This is a genomic window from Pseudomonas sp. NPDC086581 (assembly GCF_044746165.1).
Classification (GTDB): Bacteria; Pseudomonadota; Gammaproteobacteria; order Pseudomonadales; family Pseudomonadaceae; genus Pseudomonas.
In genome coordinates, this window is the sequence record NZ_JBIVBR010000013.1 from 127,478 (window position 1) to 147,991 (window position 20,514).

Annotated in this window: 15 protein-coding genes and 3 tRNA genes; 7 read left to right on the forward strand and 11 right to left on the reverse strand. The window is 62.1% G+C overall.

Translation table 11 applies throughout. The annotated features are described in order from the left end of the window. Positions 1-106: 106 nt before the first annotated feature. The 7 genes from lon to ACIPK7_RS24410 all read right to left on the reverse strand — a co-directional run bounded on the left by lon (position 107) and on the right by ACIPK7_RS24410 (position 6,530). On the reverse strand, positions 107-2,503 hold the full coding sequence (lon, locus tag ACIPK7_RS24380) for an endopeptidase La (protein ID WP_401090726.1): 2,397 nt from the start codon (positions 2,501-2,503) through the stop codon (positions 107-109). Between the two features lie 133 nt (positions 2,504-2,636). After that, complete coding sequence (gene clpX / locus ACIPK7_RS24385; RefSeq protein ID WP_401090728.1) at positions 2,637-3,917, reverse strand: ATP-dependent Clp protease ATP-binding subunit ClpX; 1,281 nt, start codon at positions 3,915-3,917, stop codon at positions 2,637-2,639. Positions 3,918-4,024: 107 nt separating this feature from the next. Further along, positions 4,025-4,663 (reverse strand): ATP-dependent Clp endopeptidase proteolytic subunit ClpP, encoded by a 639-nt coding sequence (gene clpP / locus ACIPK7_RS24390; protein WP_138216336.1) that lies wholly within the window; start codon positions 4,661-4,663, stop codon positions 4,025-4,027. 93 nt (positions 4,664-4,756) lie between these two features. Next, positions 4,757-6,067: a trigger factor gene (gene tig, locus ACIPK7_RS24395; protein WP_192433688.1), complete on the reverse strand. Its 1,311-nt coding sequence runs from the start codon at positions 6,065-6,067 to the stop codon at positions 4,757-4,759. A 142-nt stretch (positions 6,068-6,209) separates the two neighbouring features. Beyond that, positions 6,210-6,294 (reverse strand) — tRNA-Leu (locus ACIPK7_RS24400). Positions 6,295-6,346: 52 nt separating this feature from the next. Continuing rightward, positions 6,347-6,422, reverse strand: a tRNA-His gene (locus tag ACIPK7_RS24405). A 31-nt stretch (positions 6,423-6,453) separates the two neighbouring features. Then, positions 6,454-6,530: transfer RNA gene (locus ACIPK7_RS24410), tRNA-Arg, on the reverse strand. 262 nt (positions 6,531-6,792) lie between these two features. On the opposite strand from ACIPK7_RS24410, the gene folD reads away from it, so the two are divergent. Next, complete coding sequence (gene folD, locus ACIPK7_RS24415) at positions 6,793-7,647, forward strand: bifunctional methylenetetrahydrofolate dehydrogenase/methenyltetrahydrofolate cyclohydrolase FolD (RefSeq protein WP_401090730.1); 855 nt, start codon at positions 6,793-6,795, stop codon at positions 7,645-7,647. Positions 7,648-7,710: 63 nt separating this feature from the next. Here the strand turns inward: folD and cysS are convergent, their stop codons facing one another. Both cysS and ACIPK7_RS24425 read right to left on the reverse strand, forming a co-directional pair. After that, positions 7,711-9,099, reverse strand: coding sequence for a cysteine--tRNA ligase (gene cysS / locus ACIPK7_RS24420; protein ID WP_401090732.1), 1,389 nt, complete (start codon positions 9,097-9,099; stop codon positions 7,711-7,713). A 3-nt stretch (positions 9,100-9,102) separates the two neighbouring features. Beyond that, positions 9,103-10,785: a glutamine--tRNA ligase/YqeY domain fusion protein gene (locus ACIPK7_RS24425; protein WP_401090816.1), complete on the reverse strand. Its 1,683-nt coding sequence runs from the start codon at positions 10,783-10,785 to the stop codon at positions 9,103-9,105. A gap of 121 nt (positions 10,786-10,906) precedes the next feature. Here ACIPK7_RS24425 and ACIPK7_RS24430 point away from each other — a divergent pair, with 121 nt between their 5' ends. The 3 genes from ACIPK7_RS24430 (at position 10,907) to ACIPK7_RS24440 (ending at position 13,592) form a co-directional block, all read left to right on the forward strand. After that, positions 10,907-11,413 (forward strand): peptidylprolyl isomerase, encoded by a 507-nt coding sequence (locus ACIPK7_RS24430; protein WP_192433694.1) that lies wholly within the window; start codon positions 10,907-10,909, stop codon positions 11,411-11,413. Between the two features lie 4 nt (positions 11,414-11,417). Further along, the gene (gene lpxH / locus ACIPK7_RS24435; protein WP_192433696.1) at positions 11,418-12,140 is read left to right on the forward strand and encodes a UDP-2,3-diacylglucosamine diphosphatase; all 723 of its coding nucleotides are present in this window, start codon (positions 11,418-11,420) and stop codon (positions 12,138-12,140) included. Between the two features lie 123 nt (positions 12,141-12,263). Beyond that, on the forward strand, positions 12,264-13,592 hold the full coding sequence (locus tag ACIPK7_RS24440) for an SPFH domain-containing protein (RefSeq protein WP_192433698.1): 1,329 nt from the start codon (positions 12,264-12,266) through the stop codon (positions 13,590-13,592). Positions 13,593-13,736: 144 nt separating this feature from the next. Here the strand turns inward: ACIPK7_RS24440 and ACIPK7_RS24445 are convergent, their stop codons facing one another. After that, on the reverse strand, positions 13,737-14,348 hold the full coding sequence (locus tag ACIPK7_RS24445; protein WP_401090735.1) for a tRNA-(ms[2]io[6]A)-hydroxylase: 612 nt from the start codon (positions 14,346-14,348) through the stop codon (positions 13,737-13,739). Positions 14,349-14,521: 173 nt separating this feature from the next. Between ACIPK7_RS24445 and ACIPK7_RS24450 the strand changes: the two genes are divergently transcribed. After that, complete coding sequence (locus ACIPK7_RS24450) at positions 14,522-15,385, forward strand: universal stress protein (protein ID WP_192433701.1); 864 nt, start codon at positions 14,522-14,524, stop codon at positions 15,383-15,385. Positions 15,386-15,446: 61 nt separating this feature from the next. Here ACIPK7_RS24450 and ACIPK7_RS24455 read toward each other — a convergent pair whose 3' ends face one another. Beyond that, complete coding sequence (locus ACIPK7_RS24455; protein WP_192433703.1) at positions 15,447-15,923, reverse strand: DUF1289 domain-containing protein; 477 nt, start codon at positions 15,921-15,923, stop codon at positions 15,447-15,449. A 381-nt stretch (positions 15,924-16,304) separates the two neighbouring features. Between ACIPK7_RS24455 and acnB the strand changes: the two genes are divergently transcribed. Both acnB and ACIPK7_RS24465 read left to right on the forward strand, forming a co-directional pair. Then, positions 16,305-18,914, forward strand: a complete 2,610-nt coding sequence (gene acnB / locus ACIPK7_RS24460) for a bifunctional aconitate hydratase 2/2-methylisocitrate dehydratase (RefSeq protein WP_192433705.1) — start codon at positions 16,305-16,307, stop codon at positions 18,912-18,914. Between the two features lie 395 nt (positions 18,915-19,309). Further along, positions 19,310-20,512, forward strand: coding sequence for a CmpA/NrtA family ABC transporter substrate-binding protein (locus ACIPK7_RS24465; RefSeq protein ID WP_192433707.1), 1,203 nt, complete (start codon positions 19,310-19,312; stop codon positions 20,510-20,512). Positions 20,513-20,514: the final 2 nt, after the last annotated feature.

Here is a 20,514-nt window from a genome sequence, read left to right on the forward strand (position 1 = left end):
TTCTATGTGTTAGGTGTAAGCAAAAGCAGGTGCTGGTTTGCCAACTGACAAAGCAAGTGCCGCTTTATAACAAGGGCTCAAAAACAGTGTCAAGAAAGCCCCCCAACTAATGCGTGCTGATTCGCTCCTTGGAATCAGACTCGCGCTTCTCATCCTTTGCAACCATCTCGGGAGCCGCATCGGGCAAGGGCTCCGGGGCGTATTGCAGCGCAATTTGCAGGACTTCGTCAATCCATTTAACCGGTTTAATAACGAGATCGGCCTTAATATTATCCGGAATCTCCCTAAGGTCTCGTACGTTTTCCTCGGGAATGATGACTGTCTTGATTCCACCCCGGTGCGCGGCCAGAAGTTTTTCCTTCAGACCGCCAATGGCCAGCACCTGACCCCGAAGGGTGATTTCGCCGGTCATGGCAACGTCCGCACGGACCGGGATCTGAGTGATCGCCGAAACCAGTGCGGTGCACATGCCGATGCCCGCGCTAGGGCCGTCCTTCGGCGTCGCACCTTCCGGCACGTGGATGTGGATATCGTGTTTCTCGTGGAAGTCTGGTGCGATGCCCAGGCTCTTCGAACGACTACGAACAACAGTCAGCGCAGCGGTGATGGATTCCGCCATGACGTCGCCCAGCGAGCCGGTCTTGGTCAGTGCGCCCTTGCCGGGAACCATGGCCGATTCGATGGTCAGCAATTCGCCGCCCACCTGGGTCCAGGCGAGGCCGGTGACTTGGCCAATCTGGTCCTGCTGCTCGGCCAGGCCGTAGCGGAACTTGCGCACACCCAAGTAGTTTTCCAGCGAATCCGGAGTCACTACGGCTTCGATGCGCTTGGCCTTACCCCCATCCTTGACCGCCTTGCGGCATACTTTGGCGATCTGGCGCTCAAGGCTGCGCACACCGGCTTCGCGGGTGTAATAGCGAATGATGTCACGGGTAGCCGCTTCTTCGAAGACAATCTCGCCCTTCTTGAGACCATTGGCCGCAGTCTGTTTCGGTACAAGATATTTCGCGGCGATGTTGATCTTCTCGTCTTCGGTGTAACCCGGCAGGCGGATGACTTCCATGCGGTCCAGCAGCGCTGCCGGAATGTTCATGGAGTTCGCCGTGCAGAGGAACATCACATCGGAGAGGTCGTAATCGACTTCGAGGTAGTGGTCGTTGAAGTTATGGTTCTGCTCAGGATCGAGCACTTCCAGCAGCGCCGACGCGGGGTCCCCGCGCATGTCGCTGCCCATCTTGTCGATTTCGTCGAGCAGGAACAGCGGGTTGCGTACGCCCACCTTGGTCATTTTCTGAATCAGACGACCGGGCATGGAACCGATGTAGGTACGACGGTGACCGCGAATCTCGGCCTCGTCGCGAACACCGCCCAGGGCCATGCGCACGAACTTGCGGTTGGTCGCGCGGGCAATGGACTCGGCCAGTGAGGTCTTGCCTACGCCGGGCGGGCCAACCAGGCAGAGCACCGGCCCCTTGAGCTTCTTCACGCGCTTCTGGACAGCGAGGTACTCAAGGATGCGCTCCTTGACCTCTTCCAGGCCATAGTGGTCAGCGTCAAGGATGTCCTCGGCCTTGTCCAGGTCATGGCGCACCTTGCTCTCGGCCTTCCAAGGCACATTCACCAGCCAGTCGATGTAGGAACGTACCACGGTCGCCTCGGCGGACATCGGCGACATCTGCTTGAGCTTGTTCAATTCGGCAGTGGCCTTGGCCATGGCTTCCTTGGTCAGGCCGGCGGCGTCGATGCGCTTCTTCAACTCCTCGACTTCGTTGTGGCCTTCGTCGATGTCACCCAGTTCTTTCTGGATGGCCTTCATCTGCTCGTTGAGGTAGTACTCGCGCTGGCTGCGCTCCATCTGCTTCTTCACGCGGCCACGGATGCGCTTCTCGACCTGCAGCAGGTCGATTTCGGCATCCAGCATGGCCAGCACGTGCTCGACGCGGGCCGAAAGCTCGGTGATTTCGAGGATTTCCTGCTTCTGCTCGATCTTCAGCGCCATATGGGCAGCCATGGTGTCCACCAAGCGGCCAGGCTCGTCGATGCTGTTGAGCGAGGACAGGACTTCCGCCGGGACCTTCTTGCCCAGCTGCACATATTGCTCGAACTGGCTGAGCAGGCTGCGGGTGAAGACTTCGGATTCGCGCTCGCCGACGGTCGCCTCGTCAATGATCGAAACCTCCGCACGGCAATAGGCATCCTCGTCGATAAAGCGCTCTACTTGGCCGCGCTGCTCGCCCTCGACCAGTACCTTGACGGTGCCATCGGGTAGCTTTAGCAGCTGCAGAACGGTGGCGACGGTACCCATGCGGTACAGCCCATCGGCGCCCGGATCATCGTCGGCCGGATTCTTCTGCGCCAGCAACAGGATTTGCTTGTCGCTGGTCATGGCGGCCTCGAGGGCCTCGATTGATTTCTCTCGCCCCACGAAAAGCGGGATGACCATGTGCGGATACACCACTACGTCACGCAGGGGGAGCAGGGGCAACTCGACGAGTGTTTTCATGATATTCGGCTCTACAGCGGCACTTGGCCAAAACGATGGGATTGGACCCTTCGGCCTAAGATGGGGTTAGGGCTAGGAAAAAACAAGCGCGGTAGATGGGAAGAAAAAAGGGGCCCTAGGGCCCCTTCTGGTTTCAGGCGTCAGGTGCAGCCTTGGCCGGCTGCTCGCTGTTCTCGTAGATCAGCAGCGGCTGGGAGGAGCCCTCGATGACACTCTCGTCGATCACCACCTTGCTGACGTCGTTCTGCGAGGGGATTTCGTACATGGTGTCGAGCAGGATGCCTTCGAGGATCGAACGCAAGCCACGGGCGCCGGTCTTGCGCTCCAGCGCGCGACGGGAAACGGCCTTGAGTGCGTCCGGGCGGAACTCAAGGTCCACACCTTCCATTTCGAAGAGCTTGGCGTACTGCTTGGTCAACGCGTTCTTCGGCTCGGTCAGAATCTGCATCAGCGCAGCTTCGTCCAGCTCTTCGAGCGTCGCGATGATCGGCAAACGACCGACAAACTCCGGAATCAGGCCAAACTTCACCAGATCTTCCGGCTCGACTTCGCGAAGCGCATCCCCCACCTTTTTACCCGCTTCCTGGCTGCGAACCTCGGCGTTGAATCCGATGCCGCCTTTGGTAGAACGGTTCTGGATGACCTTTTCCAAGCCAGCGAACGCGCCACCGCAGATAAACAGGATGTTACGGGTGTCGACCTGCAGGAACTCCTGCTGCGGGTGCTTGCGGCCGCCCTGGGGCGGCACGGAAGCCACGGTACCTTCGATCAGCTTCAGCAGAGCCTGCTGAACGCCTTCGCCGGACACGTCGCGGGTGATCGACGGGTTGTCGGACTTGCGCGAGATCTTGTCGATTTCGTCGATGTAGACGATACCCATCTGGGCCTTCTCGACATCGTAGTCGCACTTCTGCAGAAGCTTCTGGATGATGTTCTCGACGTCCTCGCCCACGTAGCCAGCCTCGGTGAGGGTGGTGGCATCGGCGATGGTGAAGGGAACATTAAGCAGACGGGCCAATGTCTCGGCAAGCAGGGTCTTGCCCGAGCCGGTCGGCCCGATCAGCAGGATGTTGCTCTTGCCTAGCTCGACATCGTCCTTGCGCTCACGCTGATTCAGGCGCTTGTAGTGGTTATAAACCGCTACTGCCAGGGTTTTCTTGGCACGTTCCTGGCCGATCACGTACTGATCGAGGATGGTGCGGATCTCTTTCGGCGCCGGTAGCTTATGCGCACTGCTCTCCGCCTGTGCTTCCTGCACCTCCTCACGGATGATGTCATTGCACAGGTCGACGCACTCGTCGCAGATAAAGACCGAGGGGCCGGCAATCAACTTGCGCACTTCGTGCTGGCTCTTGCCGCAGAAGGAGCAATACAGCAGCTTGCCGTTGTCCTCGCCGTTGCGGGTGTCAGTCATTCGATCGTTCCAATCGGGGATATACGTGAAGGACAAGATGAAGGCATTCGCAGGCATTTTCAAGCCCGCGAGCGGCCGGATTACCGGCCGCGGCAGTGCGGAGAGACTCAGCTGGCAGCAGGACGCTGGGTGAAGAGCTGATCGATCAGACCGTACTTGACGGCTTCCTCGCCACTCATGAAGCGGTCACGGTCGGTATCGCGTGCAATAACGTCCAGCGGCTGGCCGGTGTGGTGTGCCAGCACCTGGTTCAGACGCTCCTTGATGAAGAGGATTTCCTTGGCGTGGATCTCAATGTCCGAAGCCTGTCCCTGGAAGCCGCCCAACGGCTGGTGGATCATCATGCGCGAATGCGGCAGGCAGTAGCGCTTGCCAGCGGCGCCGCCAGCCAGCAGCAGCGCACCCATGCTGCACGCCTGCCCCACACAGATGGTGGATACGTCGGGCTTGATGAACTGCATGGTGTCGTAGATCGACATACCAGCGGTCACGGAACCACCCGGCGAGTTGATGTAGAGATGGATGTCCTTGTCCGGGTTCTCGGCTTCGAGGAATAGCAATTGGGCAACCACGAGGTTGGCCATGTAGTCCTCAACCTGGCCGACCAGAAAGATGATCCGCTCCTTCAGCAGGCGCGAATAGATGTCGTAGGAACGCTCACCGCGGGCGGACTGCTCCACCACCATCGGCACCAGACCACCAGCGGCCTGAATGTTCGGAACTTGCGGCATATAAGGATTATGCATGTCCGACGATCACTCCCTAATAAAAATTCATGTCTCTATAGACGCACAAGCCAGCCCGAAGGCTGGCTTGTGACAATCGAACGAAGCGTTGGATCAGGCCGCTTGCGGAGCTTCTGCAGGCTTGACCGCTTCTTCGTAGGATACCTGCTTGTCGGTCACATTGGCCTTCTGCAGGACAGTATCTACAACTTGCTCTTCCAGTACAACCGAACGAACTTCGTTCAGCTGCTGGTCGTTCTTGTAGTACCAGGAAACAACTTGTTCCGGCTCCTGATAAGCGGAAGCCATCTCTTCGATCATTTCGCGAACGCGGGCTTCGTCAGCCTTCAGCTCGTGCTGCTTGACCAGCTCAGCGACGATCAGGCCCAGCACTACGCGGCGCTTGGCCTGCTCTTCGAACAGCTCGGCCGGCAGTTGGTCGGGCTTGATGTTGCCACCGAACTGCTGGACAGCCTGGACGCGCAGACGATTGACTTCGTTGCCGATCAGGGCTTTCGGAACTTCGATCGGGTTGGTCTCGACCAGACCTTCCATCACCTGGTTCTTCACCTTGGACTTGATGGCCTGACGCAGCTCACGCTCCATGTTTTTGCGAACTTCGGTGCGGAAGCCTTCCAGAGTGCTTTCCTTCACGCCGAACAGAGCGAAGAACTCTTCGTTCAGTTCCGGCAGCTTCGGCTCGGCGACGCTGTTGACGGTAGCAGTGAACTCGGCGGCTTTGCCGGCCAGATCCAGGTTCTGGTAGTCCTCGGGGAAGGTCACGTTCAGAACACGCTCTTCACCGGCCTTGGCGCCAACCAGACCTTCTTCGAAGCCCGGAATCATGCGGCCGGAGCCCAGCACCAGCAGGGTGCCCTTGGCGGAACCGCCAGCGAAGGCCTCGCCGTCGATCTTGCCAACGAAATCGATGTTCACCTGATCGTCGTTCTGAGCGGCACGGTCAACAGCTTCGAAGCGGGTATTCTGCTTGCGCAGGATTTCCAGCATGTTGTCGAGATCAGCGTCAGCCACGTCAGCCTGCAGGCGCTCGACCTTGATGCCGTCGAAACCGGCAACCTGGAACTCGGGGAAGACTTCGAAGGTAGCGATGTACTCGAGGCCCTTCTCTTTCTCGAACACTTTCGGCTCGACGGAGGGAGCACCGGCCGGGTTCAGCTTCTGCTCGACCACGGCTTCGTAGAAGGTTTCCTGGATCAGGTCACCGAGGGCTTCCTGACGAGCGGCGGCTTCGTAGCGCTGACGGATCACGCTCATCGGCACCTTGCCGGGACGGAAGCCAGGAACCTTGGCGCGACGAGCGGTCTGCTGCAGACGCTTGCTGACTTCGGTCTCGATGCGCTCGGCCGGCACGCCAACGGTCATGCGGCGCTCAAGAGCGGAGGTGCTTTCAACGGAAACTTGCATGGATATTCCTCGTGGCACAGACGTAAGCCGGTCCTTCCGGCTCCCAGAATCAAGGGCAAGCATTCTAGTAGCTAGAAATGCAGAAGTCACCCCGAGCGGAAGCTGCGGAAATTCACGGATGCGAGAGCTTATGGAAAGAAGATGGTGCGGACGGAGAGACTCGAACTCTCACAGCTTGCGCCACCGGAACCTAAATCCGGCGTGTCTACCAATTTCACCACGTCCGCAGGGTACCGCAGAAACGAAAACGCCAGGCTCTGGGCCTGGCGCTTCGGAATATGGGGTGGACGATGGGAATCGAACCCACGACACCAGGAGCCACAATCCTGTGCTCTACCAACTGAGCTACGCCCACCATATTACACTTGCTTGTACCGAACGCCACTTGGCGCACCCGGCAGGACTCGAACCTGCGACCATCCGCTTAGAAGGCGGATGCTCTATCCAGCTGAGCTACGGGCGCTTTAGTGGCGGCAACCCTTGCTAAGCAGACTCAGTGGAAACCACCGAATCGGTTGGCACTGCCTCTTTCGTGTTTCAGGCTGTGCTCGGCAAGCGGGGCGCATGTTATCGATGAGACCATACCCCGTCAACAACTTTTTTAAAAAAAATTCAAAGAGATAAAGGAGTTACGCCAAATCAGGGGCTCCCGCCTTTGCCTTATGGAGGCAGCATGCGAAAATGCGCGCCTTCTTTTCACCCGCCTTAATGGTTATCCCCCCGACATGACTGCAAAACTGATCGACGGCAAAGCGATCGCCGCCAGCCTCCGCCAGCAGATTGGCCAACGCGTCAATGAGCGCCGCCAGCAAGGACTGCGCATCCCCGGCCTGGCTGTGATCCTGGTCGGCAGCGACCCCGCCTCTCAGGTCTATGTCGCGCACAAGCGCAAGGACTGTGAAGAGGTCGGCTTCCTCTCCCAGGCGTACGACCTCCCCGCCAGCACCACCCAGGAAGAGCTGCTGGCGCTGATCGACCGCCTGAACGCCGATCCGGCCATTGACGGCATCCTCGTCCAACTGCCCCTCCCCGCCCACCTCGATGCATCCCAACTACTGGAGCGCATCAGCCCGGACAAGGACGTGGACGGCTTTCATCCCTTCAACGTCGGCCGCCTGGCTCAACGCATCCCGTTGCTGCGCCCCTGTACGCCTAAGGGCATCATGACCCTACTGCAGAGCACCGGTGTCGACCTGTACGGCCTGGACGCGGTCGTAGTAGGTGCTTCCAACATCGTCGGCCGACCGATGGCACTGGAGCTGCTGCTGGCCGGCTGCACCGTCACCGTCACTCACCGTTTCACCCGTGATCTGGCCGAACACGTCGGTCGCGCCGACCTGGTCGTGGTTGCCGCTGGCAAACCAGGCCTGGTGAAGGGCGAATGGATCAAGGAAGGCGCCATCGTCATCGACGTGGGCATCAATCGCCAGGAAGACGGCAAGCTGGTGGGCGACGTGGAGTACGACGTGGCTGCCGAGCGCGCCAGCTGGATCACCCCGGTTCCGGGCGGCGTCGGCCCGATGACTCGCGCCTGCCTGCTTGAAAACACCCTGTACGCCGCAGAGCACCTGCACGGCTGACAGGTTTTCGACGAGCAAGAAAAAGGCCGCTGATCAGCGGCCTTTTTCATTCCCGGGAAGCTATTACTCAGCAAGACGCCAGGTAGTGCCGCCCTTGCCGTCTTCCAGCACCACGCCCAGAGCGGTCAGCTCGTCACGAATGCGATCGGACTCGGCCCAGTTCTTTGACGCGCGGGCATCCAGGCGAGCCTGGATCAGCGCCTCGACCTGCGCCGCATCGACCTTGCCAGCTGCGCCAGCCTGGAGAAACTCGTCGGCATCCAGCTGCAGAACACCCAGCAGAGCACCCAGCTCACGCACGCGCGCCGCCAATGCAGTCGCTGCCGCCGGATCGCTTTCGCGCAAGCGGTTGACCTCGCGGACCATCTCGAACAGCACAGCAACCGCTTCCGGCGTACCGAAGTCGTCGTCCATAGCGGCACCGAAGCGCTCGACGAACTCCTCGCCACCCGCGGCAGCCGCCTGCGGCAGGCCACGCAGCGCGGTGTAGAAACGCTCCAGCGCGCCCTTGGCTTCCTTCAGGTTGTCTTCGGAATAGTTGATCGGGCTACGGTAGTGGCTGGACACCAGTAGGAAGCGCACGACTTCCGGGTGGTACTTCTCCAGCACCTCGCGGATGGTGAAGAAGTTACCCAGGGACTTGGACATCTTCTCGCCATCCACGCGCACCGCGCCGGCGTGCATCCAACTGGCCGCATAGAGCTTGCCAGTGGCCGCCTCGCTCTGGGCGATCTCGTTCTCGTGGTGCGGAAACACCAGGTCCGGGCCGCCGCCGTGGATATCGAACGTCTCGCCCAGGCAGCAGGTGGACATCACCGAGCACTCGATGTGCCAGCCCGGACGCCCGGCCCCCCAGGGCGACTCCCAGCTCGGTTCGCCGGACTTGGCGCCCTTCCAGAGCACGAAGTCCAGCGGGTCTTCCTTGGATTCGTCGACCTCGATCCGCGCACCGATGCGCAGGTCCTCGATCTTCTTGCGCGACAGCTTGCCGTAGCCGGCGAACTTGCCGACCCGGTAGTAGACGTCGCCATTGCCCGGCACGTAGGCGTAACCCTTGTCGATCAGGGTCTGGATCATCTCGTGCATGCCGGCGATATGGCCGGTGGCGCGCGGCTCGATGTCCGGACGCAGGACCGACAGGCGCGCCTCGTCTTCATGCATCGCGGCGATCATGCGGGCGGTCAGGTCTTCGAACGATTCACCGTTCTCCTGGGCGCGGCGGATGATCTTGTCGTCGATGTCGGTGATGTTGCGCACATAGGTCAGGTCATAGCCGCGATGGCGCAGCCAGCGGGCGATGACGTCGAACGCCACCATCACGCGGGCATGGCCGATGTGGCAGAAGTCGTACACGGTCATGCCGCACACGTACATGCGCACCTGGTTGCCCACCAGCGGCTTGAAGCTGTCCTTGGTCTTGGACAGCGTGCTGTAGATCTGCAAGTCAGCCATCCCTTACTGCCCCCAGGAGTCGCGCAGGGTTACGGTGCGGTTGAAGACCAGGGCGTCGGCCCTGGAGTCCTTGGCATCGACGCAGAAGTAACCCTCGCGCTCAAACTGGAAGCGATCCTCGGCCGTGGCGCTGGCCAGCGACGGCTCTGCTCGGCAGCCCTTGAGCACCACCAGGGAATCGGGGTTGATGTTGTCGAGGAAGCTACCGCCCTCTTCCGACTTCTCCGGGTTGGCGGAGCGGAACAGGCGATCGTACAGGCGCACTTCGCATTCGACGCTCTCGGCAGCCGGCACCCAGTGGATCACGCCCTTGACCTTGCGACCCTCGGGGTTCTTGCCCAGGGTGTTCTCGTCGTAGCTGCAGCGCAGCTCGACGATGTTGCCGGCGGCATCCTTGATGGCTTCGTCGGCACGGATCACGTAGCTGCCACGCAGGCGCACTTCGCCACCTGGGATCAGGCGCTTGTAGCCGGCCGGCGGGACTTCCTCGAAGTCACTGGCGTCGATGTAGATCTCGCGACTGAACGGCAGCACGCGAACACCCATGTCCTGCTTCGGATGGCGCGGCAGCTCGAGGTTCTCGACCTGGCCTTCGGGGTAGTTGGTGATGACCACTTTCAGCGGCTTGAGCACGCACATGGCGCGGCCGGCGTTGGCATCCAGATCGTCACGAATGGCGAACTCCAGCATGCCGATGTCCACCACGCCGCCAGCGCGGTTCACGCCGATCATGTCGCAGAAGGCACGGATCGACGCCGGGGTGTAGCCGCGGCGGCGGTAGCCGGAGAGGGTCGACATGCGCGGGTCGTCCCAGCCATGCACGTGGTTTTCATCGACCAGCTGCTTGAGCTTGCGCTTGCTGGTGATGGTGTAGTTCAGGTTCAGGCGCGCGAATTCGTACTGGCGCGGCTGGGCCGGGACCGGCAGGTTGGCCAGGAACCACTCGTACAGAGGGCGGTGATCCTCGAACTCCAGGGTGCAGATGGAGTGGGTGATACCCTCGATGGCGTCCGACTGACCGTGGGTGAAGTCGTAGCTGGGGTAGATGCACCACTTGTCGCCGGTCTGGTGGTGATGGGCGTGGCGGATGCGGTAGAGGATCGGGTCGCGCAGGTTGATGTTCGGCGAGGCCATGTCGATCTTCGCGCGCAGCGAGCGGGCGCCGTCCGGGAACTCGCCGGCTTTCATACGGGCGAACAGGTCCAGGTTCTCTTCCACCGAGCGCTCGCGGAACGGGCTGTTCTTGCCCGGCTCGGTGAGCGAGCCACGGTAGGCACGCATTTCCTCAGCGTTCAGATCACAGACGAACGCCTTGCCGGCCTTGATCAGGTCTACCGCCCAATCATGCAACTGATCGAAATAGTTGGACGCATAGCGCACCTGGCCGGCCCAGTCGAAGCCCAGCCATTTCACATCGGCCTCGATGGCATCGATGTACTCCTGGTCTTCCTTCGCCGGGTTGGTGTCGTCGAAGCGCAGGTGGCAGTCACCGCCGAACTCCTTGGCCAGGCCGAAGTTCAGACAGATGGACTTGGCGTGACCGATATGCAGGTAGCCGTTGGGCTCCGGCGGGAAGCGGGTGACGATTTTCTGGTGCTTGCCACTTTCCAGGTCGGCCGCAACGATCGGGCGCAGGAAGTTGGCGGCAACAGTGGCTTCTTTCGTATCGGCGGTAGGCTTGCTCATGGTGTCCTTGATCATGCTGGTGTTCGGCCAGGGTAGGCCAGCCAAACCAAAGCGCTTATCATAGCCGAAGCTGTCAACCCCCTGACAGGCCTTCGATTTTTTCAAAGAGCGGAATTCCCTGATGCCTACCACCGTCAAACTGCAGACCAACTTCGGCGACATCACCCTTGAACTCTTCGACGACAAGGCGCCGGAAACCGTGGCCAACTTCAAGGAGTACGTGAAGGCCGGCCACTACGACAACACCGTTTTCCACCGCGTGATCAACAACTTCATGATCCAGGGCGGCGGTTTTGAGCCGGGCATGAAGCAGAAGTCCACCCGCAAGTCGATCAAGAACGAAGCCAACAACGGCGTCGGCAACAAGATCGGCACCGTCGCCATGGCCCGCACCATGGAGCCGCACTCGGCCAGCGCGCAGTTCTTCATCAACGTCGCCGACAACGATTTCCTCAACCACAGCGCGCCGACCGTACAGGGCTGGGGCTACTGCGTGTTTGGTGAAGTGAAGGACGGCATGGACGTGGTCAACAAGATCAAGACTGTCGCCACCACCATGCGCTCCGGCCACCAGGACGTACCGGCCGACGACGTGATCATCGAGAAAGCAGAAGTCATCGGCGAGTGAGTTGATGAGCGTCCTGTTCATCTCGGACCTGCATCTCGAAGCAGAACGCCCGGATATCACCCGGGCGTTCTTGCATTTCCTCTCCACCCGAGCCCGCAGGGCGCAGGCGCTGTATATCCTCGGCGACTTTTTCGAAGCCTGGATCGGCGACGACGGCATGGACGAGTTCCAGCACTCCATCGCCCGCGCCCTGCGTGAACTGTCCGACAGCGGCACGCGCATCTTCCTGATGCACGGCAACCGCGACTTCCTGATTGGCCAGGCCTTCTGCCGGGAAGCCGGCTGCACCCTGCTGCGCGACCCGAGCCTGATCGACCTGGGCGGCGAGAAAATCCTGCTGATGCATGGCGACAGCCTGTGCACCCTCGACGCGGCCTACATGAAGCTGCGCCGCTGGCTGCGCAATCCGCTCTCACTGTTCATCCTGCGCAACCTGCCACTGGCTACCCGCCACAAGCTGGCGCGCAAGCTGCGCAAGGAAAGCCGCACGCAGACCCGCATGAAGGCCAGCGAGATTGTCGACGTCACCCCGGCGGAAGTGGAGAAGATCATGCGCGACAAAGGCGTACGCATTCTGATCCACGGCCACACCCACCGCCCCGCCGTCCACGAACTGGAAATCGACGGCCGCCCCGCGCGGCGCATCGTCCTCGGCGACTGGGACAGCCAGGGCTGGGCACTGGAGGCCGACGAGCAGGGCCTGCAGCAGGCACCCTTCCCGCTGTGACGCTCCGGGCCACCGCAATGGTGGCCTTTTGGCGTTAACCCAGCCGCACTGTCAGACATTTCTCCTTGACCGGCACCGACCGCCTTGCGCAGCATTTGCGATTTGCTCACTCAAGGAAGAAACATGTTCAGCAAGGGAAACCTCATCAAGTTCGGCGCCCTGCCCCTGGCACTGGTCGCCGCCGCCTTCATCCTGTTCAACGGCGTCTTCTTCTATAACGAAGCCGGCTTCATGACCCACGTGCGGACCATCTTCGGCGACGAGAAGATCGTCGACGACGTGGGCTACTCCACCAAGTGGTTCGGCCGCGCCACCACCTGGAAGAAGGCCATCAGCGTGCAGTCCGTGCTGATCATGGATGAGAACGACAACAACCCGGATAACGATGGGCTGGGTGCCACCATCGAAGCCTTCCCCATCGTCTTCCTCGGCAACGTAGACGCCAAGGTCGAATCCTCGGCGCGCTTCCGCCTCCCCGGCGGCGACCAGTTCCTGAAGATGGCCCAGGAATACCGCAACCCGGACAACTTCATCCGTACCGCGCTGGTCCCGGCGATCAAGGAAACCCTGCAGGCTACCGCCTCGCTGATGACCGCCGACGACTACTATGCCGGCGCCCGCAGCGAATTCGCCGCGGAGTTCGAGAACCAGCTCAACGACGGCCTGTACCTGATCAAGCGCAAGGAGGTCCGTGGCCCGCGTGGTGCCGTACCGCACCAGACCGCCATCCTCCAGGCCGGCACCGAACAGGGCAGCTTCGGCGACAACAACGCCAGCCAGTTCGTCACCGAGAAAGTCACTGATGCCAAGGGCATCCCGGTCCGCAAGCAACAGCAGTTCCGCAAGTTTGGCGTGGAAGTGGTGGAAGCGCGCATCACCAACGTCGACCCGAATCCGCAGTACAAGCAGCGCATGGTCAAGGTCCAGCAGGCGCTGGCCGAGCTGGCCGTCGCTCGTCAGAACCGCCTGAAGGAAGAGGAAGAGAAGCTGCTGGTTACCGCCCGCGGCGAGAAGGAAGTGGAAGCCAAGCGCCAGGAAACCCTGCGCGACCAGATCGAGCGCACCACCCAGGCGGAAACCGAGAAACAGCTGGCGGTGATCAACGCTGAGCGCGAGAGGCAGCGCGCCGAGATCGAGAAGCAAACTGCTGAGTTGCTGCGAGACAAGGCTGCCGTGACGGCGCAAGCCACCAAGATCACCGCCGACGCCGATGCCTACGCCCGCGAAGCGGTGATCAAGGCGGACGGCGCGCTGCAGCCCAAGCTGGACGCGCTGATTGCCATCAACAAGGTCTGGGCCGAAGCTGCCGCCCAGGCGCCCGTCCCCAGCGTGATGATGGCCGGCGGACAGAACAGTGCCAGCAGTCGCCAAGATGAAATCGGCCAGCTGATGGGCGTCCTGGCGACCAAGGCCGCGCGGGATCTGGCGCTGGATCTGAAGGTGAAGGACTGAGTCGGTATCTGTAGGAGCGAGCTTGCTCGCGAATGGATTTCCCAGAAGCTCCGGCGCTGGGCTGGTTCGCGAGCAAGCTCGCTCCTACGAAGAGCCGAAATAAAAAAGCGCCCAGTCGGGCGCTTTTTTATTTCGGCAGAAAGATCAGGCTGCCAGCTCGACCGGCACACCGCTGTGGAAACGGAACTCGCTGTCCGGCGACTGGATCAGGCCAGCCTCCACTTCGCGGATCTCCGCCACACGGCGGTCGATGTCGGCCTCATCGCCATAGCGGCGCGCCAGGCTCAGGTAGCCCTGGAAGTGCCGCGCCTCAGATTTCAGCAGCGAGCCGTAGAACTTCGCCAGGTCGGCGTCCAGGTGATCCACCAGCGCAGCGAAACGCTCGCAGCTGCGGCATTCGATGAAAGCGCCAACGATCAGGGTATCCACCAGCTTCTGCGGTTCGTGGTTGCGCACCACGGTACGCAGGCTGGAAGCGTAGCGGCCGGCGGAGATCGGCCGCAGGGGGATGCCGCGCTTCTTCAGGATCGCCAGCACCTGCTCGTGGTGACGCAGCTCCTCGCGCGCCAGGCGCGACATGAAGTTCACCAGCTCCTCGTGGGCGCTGTACTTGGCGATCAGGGCAAGGGCCGTGCTGGCGGCCTTGAATTCGTTGTTCTTGTGGTCGATCAGCATCACCGTCTGATCCCGCAGCGCGGCTTCCACCCACGCATCCGGCGTGGCACAACCGAGGAATTCCCTGATTTCAGACAGCATTTTCAAAACTCCGAGCTCGCGACCTACCGGCTGGCCGGTGTCATAAAGGCGGAGCATTATACGAATGCCACCGCGCGGAACCAGCTTCCGGCGTTGATATGCCTCAACGTCATGAACGAGATATCCCGACTACAGTTGTTCCACATAAACAACGCGCACGAAGGGAGACGATCATGCAAGCCATCCGTAGCATCCTCGTAGTCGTAGACCCGGACCAGCCGGAAGGTCTCGCGCTGAAACGGGCCCGCCTGATCGCCAGCGTGACCCAGTCGCACCTGCACCTGCTGGCCTGCGAGCGGCGCGCCGACTACAGCGTCAAGCTCGAGGAAGTCGCCGAGGTGCTGCGCCAGGAGGGCTTCAGCGCCTCCAGCCGCCAGGCTTGGAAGGACAACCTGCACCAGACCATCATCGCCGAGCAGCAGGCCGAAGGCTGCGGGCTGGTGATCAAGCAGCACAGCCCGGACAACCCGCTGAAGAAAGCCCTGCTCACCCCGGACGACTGGAAGCTGCTGCGCTTCTGCCCTGCCCCGGTACTGCTGGTGAAGACCAGCCTGCCCTGGGCCGGGCGCAACATCCTCGCCGCCGTGGATGTGGGCAACAATGATGTCGAGCACCGCACCCTGCATGCGGGGATCGTCAGCCACGCCTACGACATCGCCGGCCTCGCCCACGGCCAGCTGCACGTCATCAGCGCGCACCCCTCGCCCATGCTCTCGGCCGCCGACCCGACCTTCCAGCTCAGCGAGACCATCGAGGCCAAGTACCGCGAGGCGTGCAAGGCGTTCCAGGCCGAATACGGCGTCGACGATCAGCACCTGCATATCGAGGAAGGCCCGGCGGACGTACTGATTCCCCGCGCAGCGCATAATCTCGACGCAGCGGTCACAGTAATCGGCAGCGTGGCGCGCACCGGATTATCTGGCGCGCTGATCGGCAACACCGCCGAAGTGGTGCTGGATTCGCTGGAGAGCGACATCCTGGTCCTCAAGCCGGACGACATCATTGCCCACCTGGAGGAACTGGTCGCCAAGCCGTGATCCAGCGCCGCGACGAAAAAAGCCGCCCTCGGGCGGCTTCTTTTTTATCGCAACGTGAAGCTCAGAGCCGCGCTTCCAGCCCGTCAGCCAGGAAGCTCGGCGCGATGTACCGCTCGTAATGCGCCTCGGAGAGGATGAAGAACTCCTTGTCGATGGCGTCGCGCAGATCCGGCAACGGCCATTCGCGGAACTCCGGCAGCAGCGCCAAGCCGTAGGCCTCCACCTGGTTGATCATCCGCGAACCCCGGGCAATCAGCTGGTAGGCCCAGCAATAGGGCGACTGCTCGGGCACGAAGCGGATCTGCCGCTGCTCCAGCTGGCTCCGCAGCAGGGACGCATCGAAGACTTCCAGCTTGGCCATCATCACCTGCGTCAGCAGGATCTCGAGACGGCTCAGGACCGCCCGCTTCTCTTCGTCGCCATAGCGGTTCCAGTTCACCACTTCGTGGTGGAAGCGCTTGCAGCCACGGCAGACCAGGTCGCCATAGACCGTCGAGCAGAGCCCGACACAGGGGGTTTTGATGCGTTGCGAAGACATGGCTGAGCAGATAGCTGGCAAAGCGGGCATGTTAGCCCTTTGTCTAGGCAAGATCACCCTTTGGCGCCACGCAATTCGGCTTACCAAGCCCCATTAATTCCATTAGAATGGCTGCGCCTTTTTGGCGTCATTGTCCGAAAGAAGCTGTTTTCAAAGCGTCACGAAGCACAGATTCCGGCAGCCGCGCGGTCTGGGCGCCTCCCTCAAGCGCCCAGACCCATCAGTCCCAGGCCACCCGGCGTAAAACTTTGAAAACAGCTTCTGCCCGGAGATCGCCGGTGCCGTCGTAGGTCAGTGGATTACCGTCCACCATGCCTGACGAATGGATCGGAGGGGTCTCCTGGATACGCGTCCTCCGGGACCACTGATGAGGGAAATACTGTGCTTGAAGCCTATCGCAAACACGTAGAAGAGCGTGCCGCCCAGGGCGTCGTGCCCCAGCCGCTGAACGCCGAACAGACCGCTGGTCTGGTCGAACTCCTGAAGAACCCGCCGGCCGGCGAAGAAGAATTTCTCCTCGACCTGATCACCAACCGCGTACCGCCGGGCGTGGACGAAGCTGCCTACGTCAAGGCCGGTTTCCTGTCCGCCGTCGCCAAGGGTGAGGCCACTTCCCCGCTGATTTCCAAGACCCGCGCCCTCGAGCTGCTGGGTACCATGCAGGGCGGCTACAACATCGCCACCATGGTGGAGCTGCTGGACAACGCCGAGCTGGCCGAAGTCGCCGCCGCGCAACTGAAGCACACCCTGCTGATGTTCGACGCCTTCCACGACGTCGCCGAGCGCGCCAAGAAAGGCAACGCCGCCGCCAAGGCCGTGCTGCAATCCTGGGCCGAAGGCGAGTGGTTCAAGGCCCGTCCGGCCGTCGCCGAGAAGCTGACCCTGACCGTGTTCAAGGTCCCCGGCGAAACCAACACCGACGACCTGTCCCCCGCTCCGGACGCCTGGTCGCGCCCTGACATCCCGCTGCACGCCCTGGCCATGCTGAAGATGGCTCGCGACGGCATCGAGCCGGTCCAGCCGGGCTCCGTCGGCCCGCTGAAGCAGATCGAAGCCGTCAAGGCCAAAGGCTTCCCGGTTGCCTACGTCGGCGACGTGGTCGGCACCGGTTCGTCCCGTAAATCCGCCACCAACTCGGTGCTGTGGTTCTTCGGCGACGACATCCCCTACGTTCCGAACAAGCGCGCTGGCGGCTTCTGCTTCGGCACCAAGATCGCCCCGATCTTCTACAACACCATGGAAGACGCCGGCGCCCTGCCGATCGAATTCGACTGCACCAACCTGGCCATGGGCGACGTCATCGACGTGTACCCGTACGAAGGCAAGGTCGTGCGTCATGACAGCGGCGAAGTGGTCACCACCTTCGAGCTGAAGACCCCGGTTCTGCTGGACGAAGTCCGCGCCGGCGGCCGTATCCCGCTGATCGTTGGCCGTGGCCTGACCGAGAAGGCCCGCGCCGAGCTGGGTCTGCCTGCGTCCGACCTGTTCAAGAAGCCGGAAGCGCCGGCCGACAGCGGCAAGGGCTTCACCCTCGCCCAGAAGATGGTTGGCCGCGCCTGCGGTCTGGCCGAAGGCCAGGGCGTACGTCCGGGCACCTACTGCGAACCGAAGATGACCACCGTCGGTTCCCAGGACACCACCGGCCCGATGACCCGCGACGAGCTGAAAGACCTGGCTTGCCTGGGCTTCTCCGCCGACCTGGTGATGCAGTCCTTCTGCCACACCGCTGCTTACCCGAAGCCGATCGACGTCAAGACCCACCACACCCTGCCGGACTTCATCATGACCCGCGGCGGTGTTTCCCTGCGTCCGGGCGACGGCATCATCCACAGCTGGCTGAACCGCATGCTGCTGCCTGACACTGTCGGCACCGGCGGCGACTCGCACACCCGCTTCCCGATCGGCATCAGCTTCCCGGCCGGTTCCGGCCTGGTCGCCTTCGCCGCTGCCACCGGCGTCATGCCGCTGGACATGCCGGAATCGGTTCTGGTGCGCTTCAAGGGCAAGCTGCAACCGGGCATCACCCTGCGTGACCTGGTCCATGCGATCCCGTACTACGCCATCCAGGCTGGCCTGCTGACCGTTGAGAAGAAGGGCAAGAAGAACATCTTCTCCGGCCGCATCCTCGAGATCGAAGGTCTGAACGACCTGACCGTCGAGCAAGCTTTCGAGCTGTCCGACGCCTCCGCCGAGCGTTCGGCTGCCGGTTGCACCATCAAGCTGCCGGAAGAGGCCATCGCCGAGTACCTGAAGTCCAACATCACCCTGCTGCGCTGGATGATCGGCGAAGGCTACGGCGACGCCCGTACCCTGGAGCGCCGCGCGCAAGCGATGGAAGCCTGGCTGGCCAACCCGCAACTGCTGGAAGCCGACAAGGACGCCGAGTACGCAGCGGTCATCGAGATCGACCTGGCCGACGTCAAGGAGCCGGTACTCTGCGCTCCGAACGACCCGGACGACGCCCGTCTGCTGTCCAGTGTCGAAGGCCGCAAGATCGATGAAGTCTTCATCGGCTCCTGCATGACCAACATCGGTCACTTCCGCGCTGCCGGCAAACTGCTGGACAAGGTCAAGGGTGGCATTCCGACCCGTCTGTGGCTGGCTCCGCCGACCAAGATGGACGCCCACCAGCTGACCGAAGAAGGCTACTACGGCATCTACGGCAAGGCCGGCGCGCGCATGGAAATGCCGGGCTGCTCGCTGTGCATGGGTAACCAGGCTCGCGTACAGACCGGTTCCACCGTGGTCTCCACTTCGACCCGTAACTTCCCGAACCGTCTGGGCGACGCCACCGACGTGTTCCTGGCATCCGCCGAGCTGGCCGCTGTCGCTTCGATCATCGGCAAGCTGCCGACCGTCGAGGAGTACATGGCCTATGCGAAGGACATCGACAGCATGTCTGCCGATATCTACCGCTACCTGAGCTTCGACCAGATCGCCGAGTTCCGCGAAGCTGCAGCCAACGCGAAGATCCCGGCCGTCCAGGTCTGAGATTCCTAGCGTGATGAAAAGCCCCGCCTCGTGCGGGGCTTTTCTTTTCCAGGACCCGGAATAGAGCGCTCACGCCCTCTCCTAACGATGGGCCTAATACTTATTGACCGGTTGCGCCACGGGCTACCGGGTCTAAGGTGGACGACAGGCTCCTGCCGATATCCGTGCTCAGGTGCCCTTGTGGAACCCTCCAGAGGTGCGCTCCCTTCCTCTGCGCCCCGCCTCCATGGCGGGGCTTCTTTTTTTTCCGCACTGCCACTGGCACAGCACTTGCTCGACTCCTGCTACCTGCGGCCCAACGATGGACCGCCCCCGACAATGGCGTCGCGGCTACCTTCCTTTGACGGCAGGCAGCGCGGCGCTTTTTTGTATGGATCACGTGCTCAGAGGTGGAGATGATCGACAGCACCAGCCCATTGCCCGACAGCCTGGCCTGGGTGGCCGGCTCCGATGCCCCGGAGAAGACTGCGCTCAACCTGGGCTTCATGGCCCTGACTGACTCCGCCTCTCTGGTGGTAGCTGCTACCCAGGGCTTCGGCCAGCCCTACGGCCTGACACTCAACCTGCAGCGGCAAAACTCCTGGGCCGCCCTGCGCGATCGGCTGCTCAGCGGCGAACTGGACGCCGCGCAAAGCCTCTACGGGCTCATCTACGACCTACAACTTGGCCTGGGCGGCGCCCCAGCTACCGACATGGCCGTGCTCATGGGCCTGTGCCAGAATGGCCAGTCGATCAACCTCTCCGCCCCCTTGATGCGCGATGGCGTGACCTCTGCCGAGGCACTGCAAAGCCACGTGCGCCAGAATGGTGCGCAACTCACCCTGGCGCACACCTTTCCCACCGGCACCCATGCGATGTGGCTCTACTACTGGCTGGCCAGCCACGGCATCCATCCCCTGCATGACGTGCGCAGCCTGGTGGTGCCGCCGGCACAGATGGTCGAGCACCTGAAAGCAGGGCGCATCGACGGCTTCTGCGCCGGCGGTCCCTGGGGCGCACTGGCGGTGGACGAAGGGATGGGCTTCACCCTCGCCACCAGCCAGCAGATCTGGCCGGACCACCCGGAGAAGGTCCTGGGCACCACCCGCGCCTTCGTCGAGGAATATCCCAATACCGCCCGCGCACTGATCATGAGCCTGCTCGATGCCAGCCGCTTCATCGAAGCCAACGCCGACAACCTGCGCAGCGCTGCCCAACTGATCAGCAGCGAAGACTACGTCGACGCCCCGCTCGCCAGCATCGAGCCGCGCCTGCTCGGCCGCTACCAGGACGGGCTCGGCCATGCCTGGCAGGACGCGCATTCGTTGCGCTTCTTCAGTGGTGGTCACGCGACCTTTCCCTGGCTCTCTGACGGACTGTGGTTCATGACCCAGTTCCGCCGCTGGGGCCTGTTGCGCGAAGACGTCGATTACCTGGGCATCGTCCGCCAGGTCCAGCAACTCGACCTCTACCGAGAAGCCGCCAGCGCCATCGGCGTCAGCGTGCCGGATACCCCGATGCGCGCCTCGACCCTGATCGACGGCCGGCTCTGGGACGGCAGCGACCCGGCCGCTTACGCCCGCAGCTTCGAGCTGAATGCCCTGGCGGAGCGAGGTTGAGC